The sequence below is a fragment of the Microcoleus sp. LEGE 07076 genome, assembly GCF_015207455.1.
Taxonomy (GTDB): Bacteria; Cyanobacteriota; Cyanobacteriia; order Cyanobacteriales; family Microcoleaceae; genus Microcoleus.
Map to the genome: position 1 here is coordinate 1 of NZ_JADEWV010000169.1, position 12919 is coordinate 12919.

Here is a 12919-nt window from a genome sequence, read left to right on the forward strand (position 1 = left end):
GTGGCGGTTGCTGTGGAGTCGGTAGCAAAACTGGGAATCAAAGCTCGATCGGCATAAACGCTCAAAGAATTGGGATTGCCGCCAGTCAACTGCAAGCCGTTTACCAAAGAAACTATAGCCTGAGCTCTGGTCAAATTCTGTTCCGGGCGAAAGGTGCGATCGGGGTATCCAGCTAAAAATCCACCTCGATTCGCTTTGACGATCGCCCCATACGCCCAAAAATCCGCCACCACATCCTTAAAAACCGTCGCCTCCCGACGCGGGGCCAACTCAAACGCCTTCGCCAGCAAAGCCGCATACTGAGCTCTAGTTAAAGTCTCGTCAGGTTTAAAAGTGCCGTTGGGAAACCCGCTGACAATATTCATCGAGGCGAGGCGATCGATAAAATCCTTAGCCCAGTGGGTGCTGATATCGCTAAACTTTACCCCCCCAGGAGTCGGAGTTGGTGTCGGAGTCGGAGTCGGAGTCGGCGCAACAACATTGCCCAAATCAAACAAACCTTTCACCCGCGCCGGAGCGAGCTGATTTCCCAAGGCAGAAATCTTCACCCCAGTCGCGTTTTGCAAGTCAAATTCGCCGTTATCCCGAAAGATATTGCCCCCCAAATCTTGAGCCGTACCGATATCTGGCAGCGATTTCCCCACAGCAGTCAAACCATCTTCGGTATTTTTTTCAAAGCGATTCTTCCGCACAACGGGCTTAGATTCCCCCGATAAAACAATACCGGAGCGATTTTCCAAAATTTGGTTTTCAACAATCAAAGGAGCAGATTTATCTTGCAGAGAAATGCCGAAACCGGTATTTTGAAAAACATTGCGCCGCAGTACGCCTTTAGCAGTTTCCGCCGCAATTACGCCAGCCGCCGAGTTTTGTACAAATTTGTTGTCGAGAATCGCAGCATTCGCCGAACCCGTGATAAAAACACCTTCGCGCTTGCAAAGCGTGAAAGTGCAGTTAGCCACAGTGGGAGAAGTTGACTCAATCCAGACTCCGGTGCCGCGACTCTCCAAATTAGTGACAGTTACGCCGCGCAATTCGGCATCGGTTGCTAGCAATATTGTGATATTTTGACTGGCTGCGGTGGGACTGACAAATTTGCCGCTTCCTTGAATCAGAGTGCCGCTTCCTTTGTTAGTTTCGCTACCGATAACTTTGACTCCAGAGGGAATTTCCAAGGGGAATTTTTCGGCGCTGGCTGCGCTGTAAGTTCCCGGTGCTAGCTGAATAATTGTTCCCGATGCAGCGCGGGCGATCGCGCGGGCGATCGTTTTCAAGGGCGCCGATTGGCTGCCGGCGGCTCCATCACTACCTGTTTGCGGGTTGACGTAAACTGTTGCCATGTTTTTGTGGAAGAAATAAATTTGCGATCGGGTCTTTGTATACTTTTCATTCTCTACTAAGCTGACCCCGGATCTATACTTAGCTCGATCGGGAAGACAGCCAAAGGGGATGACAACCACAGGGGGATTGACCCTACAAAGAACTATATTTATCGTTACCAGCAACAGCAAATATCCGATTTTTTAAACAAGTCAAGTATCTGCATCTTCTATTTCAATCGCAGACAGTCGAGATTCCCTGCCCAAAAACCTTCACCGCTTCAGCCAAATCAGTTTCGCCCATCAAAATTGAGCGTTTTAGCAAATCAATATCCAGGGTTTCCAATCCTGAGAGTTGACTCCCAATTACTTCCTCATAACTATCTTCCCGAAGATGATAAAGCCGCAGCGTGCCATTCTCCCAAAACCAGATTTCTGGCACGCCAAAAGCTCGATATTTTGGCAACTTGCTCAGTCCACCGCTAGTATAAACTACCTCGATCGACAAATCGGGAATCAACTTAGGTTCCCCCAAACAAAAGGATTTGTCTGCTTGAGTAGAAGCTTCTCCGATTTTCTCTTGCGTCATGGAACCAGAAGGGTAAAACCTAATGCCTTGCGCTAGCAAAAAAGTTGTCACCAAGTAACCAATGATTTCCGAAAAATTTTCGTGTTGGAATCCCGGTATCAGAATCTCGATCGCCCCTGCAAAAAAAGACAACTTTACGCCAGGGGAATCTTCGGCACCCTTCTGGATTAACTTGAATTGTTCCCAGGTGCCGTTGAGCACCACTCGCCCATCGAGAATTTCGCGATCGAGAACTTGTGTCATTGAACCGCACCATTATCTCTGATGGGAATTATAGCGTATTGGGCGATCGCTCTTACAGAATATCCATACAGCAATTGTAGCTAACGAATCCTAACAGTTCTTTCTCCTTCCCAAGCACAGCCTAGAAACCCAGATGCTTTGGATCTGCCTCGCCTTAACTCCCACCAAGTTTCACAATACAAGAGGCATCCAAAACTACTAGAGTTTCATTTTGAAAAACAGCACAATTTGTCATCGCTGAAGCTAAGACGGGAACTTTTCCTTGTTTGAGAGCAAGCATCGCTTCTTGTGCAGGATCGAATTGATTTAGCCAGCCGTAATCTTCTACATAATCCAGAGTCAAAGCATTCCGAGCGAGCATCCAAAAATCAACTCCATATTGATTAATAAAATTTTGCAATACAGTTCTGTCTGGCGTGTATTGAGCGCGAATTAAATCGCTAACTCGCTGCCGATATTTGCTGTAGTAGCCTTTCTGATAAGGCACGGCATATTCCTTTGCCACCAAAACCGAACGCTGGCTAAATGTTGGCAAATTGTCCGCCTCTGCCGCGATGGAAGCAATCAGGATATCTTTAGGTTGTTGTTGGAAAAATTTGTACAAACCCGGCATTTTACCTTCTACATATCCAACTGTTGGAAATTTTTCAACGAAGCAGGGATAAAGCACCAATGCGATCGCGATTGTCGCTGTTGTAATTAGTGCAACTAGATTTTTCCAATCAAGTTTTGTTACGGTTTGCGATGCCCAATGACCGACTCCATCGATAATTAACGTTAGGGCGATCGCGCTTACCAACACTACAATAAATCGCAAGCTGTAAGCAGTATAGCGTCCAGGTTGATATAATTTAAAAACGGTGGCATGAGCTGCAAAAAACATGACTGAAGATGCTATAAATAGCTGAAGCAACAGCCAGATTTTGCTTTGAATCTGTTTGGCTAAAGGAAAGTGCGATCGCCCTAACAGCAGCAGCGGAAATAACAATCCGACACAGTGAGTTACAGGCGTAAACAGCGACTTGGGAAACATCCCGCTGCCCCTACCAGTCAGCCAAAAATCTACCGGATTTGGACGAAAAAAAGCATTTCTGCCCTTGGGTGCAAATACTCCCATTTTCTTTGCTTCGGCTGCGGTATAAGTCGGGCCAAATTCAGATTTATCTAAGACATAGGGCAGCATTACTAAAAATATTACTCCCAAACCTGTACTGCAAAATAGGTAATTTGTGCGATCGCCCGACAAGTGCAAACCGCCGTTTTCCCAGCTTAGCAGCCGCAAAACTAAAATTCCGGCAGCCACCAAGGCGTAAGGAGGGTAAAATAGTCCGATTAGGGCGATCGCTCCCAAACAAGGCAGCAACCAATTCCGGGATAAATAATATAAAAAACCGAGAAATATCGGGTAGATAAAAGCTCTGGCAGTTGTGGAAGCCAAATCGTCAGTCATCCACATATGCTGATTTAACAGCAAAGATGCCATAAATCCAGTCAGCGGCACCGGCAGCATTTCTAGGCAAAGCCCAAAACAGAAATAAGTGGAGATTAAGCCGAGAAATAGCGGCAGTATTTTGTGAAAAAATAGCGGGTGAATGCCAATTGTTGCTGCTATTTTGTAGAGCGTGCTGTATCCTGCGGGGGCGACAGATTGAAAGTAGTTAGCAATGAAATCGTTGGGGAATAATTGTCGATCGACAAACCGCATCATCCAGAAAACGTGCTGCCTCGCATCGTCTTGCACCACATACTCGGCGCTGAATGCTTGCTGCATACCCAAAACAGCATAAACTGCGGCAAATGTCAAGCTCAGGGTCAACCAAAATATGGTGCGCGATCGGGATTTTTCATCCACAGTCGCCGTCAGAAACTTGTGCAAGCGGGCCATTAATACCATTTGAGATTTGAGATAGGGAAAGACTGATTTTCAAAAGTACAATCATATCATGCCCGGTCAATTATCCCTAATAAAAAGTGTTTATAGTGAGGACTCAGCGTCCTTCTTTCTGAGGACTAAAGTCCTCACTACAAACGACCCGCAATTTTCAAACGAATTCGATAAAGACTTTTACTTAGTGTTTGTATTGAGGACTGAGCGTCCTTCTTTCTGAGGACTAAAGTCCTGACTACAAACGACCCGCAATTTTCAGTCGAATCCGATAAAGACTTTTACTTGCGGTAATGTAAAGCGTTTTGTAATCTGTGTCTCCCCAAGCCAAATTAGTCGCCGTCTCAGGCACAGAAATCCTCCCCAAAAGCTTGCCCTCCGGCGAAAAAATCCACACTCCCCCCGGCCCGGTACTGTAAACATTTCCTTCTACATCAACTTTTAAACCGTCGGGAACTCCGCTTTGACTCGCGTCTTTTAGTTCAGCAAAAATCCGCTGATTGGTAACAGTTCCGTCAGGTTTAACATCAAAAACGGCAATAAATCCCGCTTCCGAATTGTTGACATAAAGTTTTTGCTCGTCTGGTGAAAAAGCGATCCCGTTCGGCAGCACCAAATCCTTAACCAGCAAAGTTAACTTGCCGTCTGGTGCCAGCCGGTAAACACCGTAAAAACCCAATTCTTCCTGTTCTTTAGTAATACCGTAGGGCGGATCTGTAAAATAAATGCTGCCGTCTGATTTCACAACCAAATCATTCGGGCTATTGAGTTTTTTGCCCTCATATCTATCCGCCAGCCCGATAACTTTGCCGTCTTTTTCAGTGCGAGATACGCGCCGATTTTCGTGTTCGGCAGTAATCAATCGATTTTCTCGATCCAAAGTATTACCGTTGGCTTTTCCCGAAGGGCGGCGAAATATCTCCACTTGCTGGTTGGATGCGAATTTATAGATAATATTGGCGGGAATATCGCTGAACAGCAAAAATCCTTCTGGAAGCCAAATCGGGCCTTCTATAAATTGGAAATTTCCCGCTAATTTTTCTAGTTTTGGGCTGTCATCGAGAATACTTTGCACGGTATTTTTTTCCTTCGGCTTTTCAGTTTGGGCAGCAAAATTTGTTAAGTTGGCCGTCAGTTTTTGGCTGTGGTTGCTGGCTGCTAAGGTCAAGATTATTAACAACAAACTGATTGTAGCAATTTTGACTGTCATGTTTGCGATCTGATCTGAGGTTTGTAGTAAGGAATGCAAGTCCTGAAAATTTATTTGGGAGGGAGGACTGAAGTCCTCACTACGAACTGGTTTGTACTAAGGAATGCAAGTTTTTTCAAATGTTAAGCTGGAAATGACACGAATAGAGATGCAATACCGATCGCGATCGCGCCGAATCCCATCACAAAAGACCAGAAACGGTGATAACTACTAACCGTCGTGCCGCTATCGCTTTCAAGCCGAATCAAATCTATCCAAGGCGCGACACCGCGGCGGAACCAACCCAAAGCGCTAACATCCATCCCAACCAAACTTTCAACCCGTTTCATCCCAAACAAAAAATTACCAATTGGCCCAAAACGAGAAGCATAGCGCAGATAAATCATTCCCGTTTTGTCTTGCAATTTCAGATCCGAACCAAACGCATAACCCGCATCACCGCGACCAATTAATTTGCCTTGCAGTTTCGCAGGTTGACCCCGCAAAGGACTTGCATAAGGGTCAGACATTAAACTTAAAACATCCAAATTTTCTGCTTGTTCGTAATTCGGAAACCTTACCAAAGTCTTGAGCAAGATTCCCGCGCCCAAACCGATTAAAGCACAAGCAATCATCATTATTGGATTCGCAGCAGACAGCGAAATGCCGATCGCAAAACCCACCGCCAAGCCCAGAGTTTCCCCACTGTACAGCAGCAAATCGAAAAAGAAATTGCCGTACAATTTCCGCTTGCTCAAATTGTGGCCTTCGCCGACAATCCGCCCCATATCAAACTCAATATCCAAACCCAATTGTTCTGCGTAGGTGCTCAAAGCGCGAACTCGTTTACCAGTCAGCGGGTGAGTAGAGTTCAACTCCATCCACCAACCCCAAGGATTAAACATATCCCACAAAAACACTCGCCCAATCTTTTCTGGTTCCGAAGAAATCCGGTAAGCAGTGCCGGTAGATGTGGCAGATGCGGCATCGTAAATACCCAAAGCGCGAGTTCCTTCTAACAAGCGGCTGGGTTCCGTTGCTGTTTGTGCTTCTTCCAAAATGCCGTAAGCAATTTTTACCAAAGCGCGCGATAAAGCGTTGGGGTTTCCAGTAGTTTCGGCGGCAAAATGGTCGGCAAAATATTCTCGCGTCCGCGACAAATACAGCAATAAATAAGTGCCGGCGATGTAAAACAAATAAGCAACAGCAGCTAAATTACCTGCCACATCTTTAGCTTTTTGCCCCCCATTTCGACCCATGCGTCTGGCAAAGGTATAAATTAAGTAAGTAATTTGTACCAAAGTCGAAGCTAAAGTCATTACTGCAAAGTCCCAGTGGACAATGTGACCGAGTTCGTGGGCGTAAACAGTGGCAATTTCATCGTCGTCTAAATAGGTGAAAATACCTTGACTGACGACTAACCGAGCGCTGTTAGGAAATGAACCGTAGGTAAAAGCAGTAGGGTTTTGGTCATCGATAATTCCTAAACGCGGCTGAGTCAGGTTTTTTTGTTTACAAACTTTCTGAATAATTTTCGCTGTTTCGGGACTTTGGCTGGCAATTTCTGCTAGCGAAACCCAGCGAGTATTGTAGAGCCAATTTTGGGTTAAGTCCATCAAGTAAGGCGATAGAAAAAAAGCTGCTATGTTAAAAATTAGGGTGATCGGAAGTGCGATCGCCAATCCGGCGACTGGATCGGGGCTACCGACAATGAAAACCGTGGCTAAGGATAGCACCAACACCATACCAAACAGCATGGTGATGGTGACACCGGAAGCTAAAATGAGGTTGCCGCCAGTTTTCTGTATAAGTTTAACGCCGGCTTTGGGCGATCGCCCTGCCTTGCGTAAAGGAGCTTGAGATGACATAATAATCTCCTAAGGTTATTGACAAATGGAAATCACCGTGGGATTTTATCTATACTTCACTGTTTTAACCTGTAATTGCGGAGCGCTATCAGAAATGTCAACAAAAATATAGAATTTACTAGAAAATTGTTAAGATCGAAAACCGCCCGCTAAATTTATTTGTGGGGATTCAATTCTCAACTCAAAACCGAAAACTATTTAAAAGTTACTGCCATGTCGATTATTGAAATTGCCCAAAAAACCCGCGCATCTGCTAGAAAACTGGCAGTTTTGTCGGCTGTTGCAAAAAATCAAGCGATAGAGGCTATTGCTAAAGCTTTAGAAGCTGCGGCGGCGGATATTGTGGCGGCGAATGCTGCTGACTGCAAGGCGGCCGAAGCGGATGGAATTGCCAAACCGCTGTACGATCGCCTAAAGTTGGATGAGAGCAAGTTGAAAAGTGCGATTGCGGGCGTGCGCGACGTTGCCAAACTCCCAGATCCTGTAGGTTCCGTACAAATCCACCGCGAATTGGACACAGGATTAATTCTGAAGCGCGTTACCTGTCCTTTGGGCGTTTTAGGCATTATTTTTGAAGCGCGCCCAGAAGCTTTAATTCAGATAGTATCCTTGGCAATCAAATCCGGCAACGGTGTCATTCTCAAAGGCGGAAAAGAAGCAGTCCGTTCCTGCGAAATCTTGACAAAAATTATCCATCAAGCATTAGCAGAAACTGCGGTCAATCCCGCAGCCGTGCAGTTACTTACCACCCGCGAAGAAACAATTGAACTGCTCAAAATGGATGAATACGTAGACTTGATTATTCCTAGAGGTTCTAATTCCTTCGTGCGGTTTGTGCAGGAAAATACCCGGATTCCCGTCTTGGGACACGCCGACGGAATTTGTCATTTGTACGCAGACAAAGCAGCAGACCTTCAGAAAGCCGTAGAGATTGCTGTGGATGCCAAAACTCAGTATCCTGCCGCCTGCAATGCCATTGAAACCTTGTTAGTTCACAGTGCGATCGCCCATAATTTCCTGCCCGCTGTCGCCCAAGCTTTGCAGCAGAAAAAAGTCGAACTGCGAGGAGACGAACCCACTCGCGCCATCTTAGAAAACATTGCAGAAGCCACAGAGATAGATTGGTCTACAGAATACAGCGATTTAATTTTATCAATCAAAATCGTAGACTCTGTGGAAGAAGCAATTAATCACATCAATACCTACGGTTCCCGACATACAGATGCGATTGTTACCGAAGACAGCCAAGCCGCTGAAACATTCTTAAGTCAAGTAGATGCGGCCGGAGTTTATCACAATTGTTCGACTCGATTTGCTGACGGTTTCCGCTACGGTTTCGGCGCAGAAGTGGGGATTAGCACGCAGCAAATGCCGCCCCGCGGGCCTGTTGGTTTAGAAGGGTTGATTACCTATAAGTATCGAGTTGTTGGAGACGGTCATATTGCTGCGAGTTATGTCGGCAAAGATGCTCGGGAATTTACTCATCGGGAGTTGTAAGATACAATAGTGCGATCGTCCCGCGATTTGCCGATTCACAAATTATCGATCGCACTGTTATACTGAATCTATACCCTTCGCAATCGTGTCCGGAGGCAAAAAATGTCTGCTGCAATTACCATTAACCCCTATGAAATTAGGCAAATATCCCAACCGGATACAGTAAGTCAGTCAAGGTTGCGATCGATCGCCCAAAACACAGAGGCTCTAGCAACAGCAGTAGAAAATAAGTGGGAAGATTTTTCGGATGCGGAGCGTGAGTTACTGAAAGCTCTGATTTATGCCTCAATTATCAATCAAGATGGTAATCAAGGTTTTTTTGCTTCTCTGAGAACAAGGCTGTCGCTAGCTTGGATGTTAATCTGCGGTGAAACTGATGTTCTGACTGACTACTTCAACGCCTTAATTCGTCTAAAAAATGCTGTACTTGGAGCGATCGAAAGAGAGCACCCTGATTACGAGCAAACAATGGCTGAAGTTGTACAGGAAGCTTTGGCTAAATCGGGCGATAATCCTGCAATGACACCCGATGAGTTTTGTGAGTGGCTGAGCAGTGTTTCGGATTAATCCATCTGATAAATTTAAGCGTTCCTACAAAGAGCTTCTGAAGCGTCATGATAAAGGTGAGAAAGCTAAGAAAGTTTTTCAGGATTTTGTTGCACAAATCATCAAAAATTTAAGTAGCAATCCTTTTCTTCCTGATTCTTTCGCTGAAAAATTGCCCGGAAGTTTGAGCAAACCGGAAGAATGGGAATTCCGAAAATATTACTTTGATCTGCCAAATTTACAGGGTGCGGCGCGTCAGGGAAGACTTATGTACTTGGTCGATCGTACTCAAAGCGTAATAAAGCTTACATGGATATATACACACAGTGAGTTTCCCAAGCGTCCTCCTGACAAGAATTTAAAGCAATTGCTTGCAGAGCTTATGGAGTCACAGCAACAACAGGAAGAAAATGTGTCAGAGTCAAATGATGATGATGAGTCTACACCATGAAACGATCGATAAAACTATTGAAGAGAGCATTGATATTGCAGGATGGATCGCCCTCGCATTAGGGAGGATCTCTGTCGGAAAGCAGCCAAGCTAGAAATTGGAGGCCCGAGACTGCGGGACAGGAGGAAAGAGGAAGAAATCAGGAGTCAAAAGAAGTATTTTTACAAATATGAGATGCTCCCTCCCATGCAACTAAACTTAGCTAAAATAAGCTATACTGTGCTCCGGGACTCCTCAACTAGAACAATCCACCGTTGTTTATGTCTAACTCATCCCTCCTCGCCCCTGGTTCCACCCTCGAAAAACGCTACCGCATCATCCGCGAATTGGGCCGCGGCGGCTTCGGGCGCACCTACCTCGCAGAAGATATCAACCGCTACGGCGAAAACTGCGTACTCAAAGAATTTTCTCCGGTTGTTCACAGCCCGAAAGCGGCCGAATTGTTCGATCGCGAAGCGAGTATGCTTTACAACCTCCAACACCCGCAAATCCCCCGCTTTCGAGAACTGCTTCGCACCGATTTGGGCGGAGCTCCATCATTATTTTTAGTCCAAGACTACATCCCCGGTAAAACCTACGAACAAATACTTATATCTCGCCAGCAGCAAGGTGAAAATTTTACTGAAGCCGAAGTTACTCAACTGCTATTTCAGCTTTTACCAATTTTAGAATACATTCATTCCAAAAACTTAATTCACCGCGATGTTTCCCCCGACAACATCATCCAACACACTGCTGACAAACTGCCATTTTTAATTGACTTCGGTTCAGTCAAACAAATCGCAGCAACGGCGGTATTTCAGTTTAGCGGACAACCTGCTACGGCGATCGGCAAACAAGGTTATTCGCCCCCAGAACAAATGCGGCAGGGGAAAGTTTCGGCGGCTAGCGATTTGTACGCTTTAGCCGTGACAGCTTTGGTGCTGCTAAGCGGCAAAAAGCCTCAGAAATTGTACGATATCAATAGCAAAACTTGGAATTGGCGTTCCTCTTCGAGGGCTTCGCTAACGCACGTCAGTGTCAGCCCAAATTTAGCCGCAGTATTAGATAAAATGCTAGCAGAACAACCGGGCGATCGCTACCAGTCCGCAAAACAAGTCCGCGAAGCCCTCAAAGACCCAAAATTATCCCAAATCCGCAGCATAATCTCCCAAATTGTGACACAGAACTTTGTCGGTCGCCCCTTCAAATACAGCACTCAAACAGCCACCAACAATCATACTCCTGTTGTCAACAACAATCAAGTTATCAACAGAAATACCAATAAACTTAAGTTAATTCCTTGGAAAATTCTAGGGAGTTTAAGTGTAGTTTTATTACCGGGCATTATAGCTTTTAGTGCGATAAAATCTGGTTTTACTTTCCCCAAGTTACCGGAAATACCCAAATTTCCAGATTTACCTCATTCTTCAGACACGTCTTTAGACGCAGAAATCGCTCGTCAAGAAAACATTGGCAAGCGCCGCAAAAATCTGAATATCGAACCGGATATTTTTTATAATAAAGTAGATGAATTGTTTTACAATAAATATCCAGAATTACAAGGTCGTACATTGACAGAAAAGCCCGAAGATACACCGATTAGGCGCAAATGGTATGAAGTTGCTGAAAATTATCTGGATAGATTGGAGAAGGGAGAACAGTTCTGATATTTAAGATAGAATAAGAGTGATTGAACCGCAGAGGGCGCAAAGAGCGCAGAGGGAGAAGTAAAAAAGCCAAAAAAGAGAGGGAAGAGAAAGAGAACTTTATCTGGTTTAATACAAATTGGTTAGGCAACGCACTTTTAGTTTATTGCAAAATGGATTCTATTCAACTTACAGGAATTCGCTGTTACGGCTACACTGGCTATCTGGCAGAAGAACAAGTCTTGGGGCAGTGGTTTGAAGTGGATGTCACTCTCTGGGTAGATTTATCGCAAGCTGGAAAAAGTGATGATATTCAACATACTCTTGATTACCGCAGCGCAATTACTCTGATTCAAAAGCTAGTCAAAGACTCGAAGTTTTTATTAATCGAACGCCTAGCAGATACTATTGCTCAAGCGCTTTTACAACTACCGTTAGTCGAAAAAGTTAAACTCCAACTCTCAAAACCAGCAGCTCCCATCCCTGACTTCGGCGGCAGAATTACTCTAGAAATTACTAGAAGTCATTAGTTATTAGTCCTTAGTCCTTAGTCATCAGTCTTTAATCTGCATTAGTTTGTCACTAATGATTGATGACTGATGACTGATGACTATTGATTAATTACCACTTCAGCAAATTAAACTCTTCCATATCTACGGTATTGCGGTTGCGGTAAATCGCTAGGACGATTGCCAAACCGACTGCGGCTTCAGCAGCGGCTACCGTTACTACAAACACCGTAAATACTTGACCTTTAATCTGTACGGGGTCAAGATAATTGGAAAAACCCATCAGGTTGAGATTGACTGCATTCAGCATCAACTCGATCGACATCAAAACCCGCACTGCATTTCGGCTGGTAATTAAACCGTAAATGCCAATACAGAAAAGTGCAGCAGCTAATAACAGGAAATACTGGAGTTGCAGTTGCATAAAATTTTTGAGTTGCTCTCAGTCAAAATTACTACAAAACAGGCAGTTTGGACTTGTTGCATAAATCTTCGATCGATCAACCGCAGATCCAATACAGGTAAACACAGATGAACGCAGGTGCGTTTCCAGGTAGGGCACAGAAACTGAGTTTCTCTCATCAAGCGCGCGCTGCACGGCCCATACAGAACTAGGTGTGCAGGGCGCAGCCTGAAATTACTTTGTTTCGGCTGAAGAAACATCACCTGCTGAAACTAATTCGCGCGGCCGTTCTGGCAAGCTAAAAGCTGGTGTTTCCGATGGCTTGATTGACAGTTCGTCCGCAAAGAAATCGCGGCGGGCCAAGACAATTGCTCCTACCATTGCCATCAACAAAAACACTGATGCTAACTCAAAAGGTAGCAAATAGTCTGTAAAGAAGTGTTTGGCGATCGTCACAATCGAACTTTCGGCAGGTGCTCCAGTCGTTGTCACAATCGCCCAAGGAGTAGACACTACCATCGTACCCAAAAGCGCAAACAAACCACCACAAACCACTGCGGTTGCTACTTGACGTACCCAAGCGTTAGAAATTGTGCGGAAATCTTCTTGTTTGTTTACCAACATGATGGCAAACAAAATTAAGACGTTGACAGCACCAACATAAATCAAAACTTGTGCTGCTGCAACAAAATCAGCATTCAGCAACAGGTACATACCGGCAATGCTGGTAAATACTGCACACAGCAAAAATGCTGAGTAAACGATGTTGGAGAACAGGACTACTCCTAATGC

At 45.0% G+C, this 12919-nt stretch carries 12 protein-coding genes; 5 read left to right on the forward strand and 7 right to left on the reverse strand.

Annotated elements, in window-relative coordinates:
- The 5 genes from IQ270_RS22515 to IQ270_RS22535 form a co-directional block, all read right to left on the reverse strand.
- On the reverse strand, positions 1-1460 hold a 1460-nt coding region (locus IQ270_RS22515; RefSeq protein WP_339384269.1), incomplete at its 3' end, for a DUF1565 domain-containing protein.
- 94 nt (positions 1461-1554) lie between these two features.
- A complete protein-coding gene (locus IQ270_RS22520; protein WP_193975431.1) occupies positions 1555-2151 on the reverse strand; it encodes a Uma2 family endonuclease in 597 nt (198 codons plus the stop codon).
- Between the two features lie 154 nt (positions 2152-2305).
- A complete protein-coding gene (locus IQ270_RS22525) occupies positions 2306-4045 on the reverse strand; it encodes a hypothetical protein (protein WP_193975432.1) in 1740 nt (579 codons plus the stop codon).
- Between the two features lie 229 nt (positions 4046-4274).
- On the reverse strand, positions 4275-5246 hold the full coding sequence (locus tag IQ270_RS22530; RefSeq protein WP_193975433.1) for an SMP-30/gluconolactonase/LRE family protein: 972 nt from the start codon (positions 5244-5246) through the stop codon (positions 4275-4277).
- A gap of 122 nt (positions 5247-5368) precedes the next feature.
- The gene (locus IQ270_RS22535; protein ID WP_193975434.1) at positions 5369-7093 is read right to left on the reverse strand and encodes a zinc metalloprotease HtpX; all 1725 of its coding nucleotides are present in this window, start codon (positions 7091-7093) and stop codon (positions 5369-5371) included.
- A gap of 213 nt (positions 7094-7306) precedes the next feature.
- Here IQ270_RS22535 and IQ270_RS22540 point away from each other — a divergent pair, with 213 nt between their 5' ends.
- The 5 genes from IQ270_RS22540 to folB all read left to right on the forward strand — a co-directional run bounded on the left by IQ270_RS22540 (position 7307) and on the right by folB (position 11745).
- The gene (locus IQ270_RS22540; protein WP_193975435.1) at positions 7307-8590 is read left to right on the forward strand and encodes a glutamate-5-semialdehyde dehydrogenase; all 1284 of its coding nucleotides are present in this window, start codon (positions 7307-7309) and stop codon (positions 8588-8590) included.
- Between the two features lie 102 nt (positions 8591-8692).
- Positions 8693-9157, forward strand: a complete 465-nt coding sequence (locus tag IQ270_RS22545; protein ID WP_193975436.1) for a hypothetical protein — start codon at positions 8693-8695, stop codon at positions 9155-9157.
- The gene (locus IQ270_RS22550) at positions 9144-9587 is read left to right on the forward strand and encodes a hypothetical protein (protein WP_193975437.1); all 444 of its coding nucleotides are present in this window, start codon (positions 9144-9146) and stop codon (positions 9585-9587) included. The genes IQ270_RS22545 and IQ270_RS22550 overlap by 14 nt, the downstream gene beginning before the upstream one ends.
- Before the next feature lie 260 nt (positions 9588-9847).
- A complete protein-coding gene (locus IQ270_RS22555; protein ID WP_193975438.1) occupies positions 9848-11236 on the forward strand; it encodes a serine/threonine-protein kinase in 1389 nt (462 codons plus the stop codon).
- A gap of 152 nt (positions 11237-11388) precedes the next feature.
- Complete coding sequence (gene folB, locus IQ270_RS22560) at positions 11389-11745, forward strand: dihydroneopterin aldolase (RefSeq protein WP_193975439.1); 357 nt, start codon at positions 11389-11391, stop codon at positions 11743-11745.
- A 91-nt stretch (positions 11746-11836) separates the two neighbouring features.
- Here folB and nuoK read toward each other — a convergent pair whose 3' ends face one another.
- The gene (nuoK, locus tag IQ270_RS22565; RefSeq protein WP_228042566.1) at positions 11837-12142 is read right to left on the reverse strand and encodes an NADH-quinone oxidoreductase subunit NuoK; all 306 of its coding nucleotides are present in this window, start codon (positions 12140-12142) and stop codon (positions 11837-11839) included.
- A gap of 219 nt (positions 12143-12361) precedes the next feature.
- The coding region (locus IQ270_RS22570) for an NADH-quinone oxidoreductase subunit J (RefSeq protein WP_193975441.1) at positions 12362-12919 on the reverse strand (558 nt) is incomplete at its 5' end.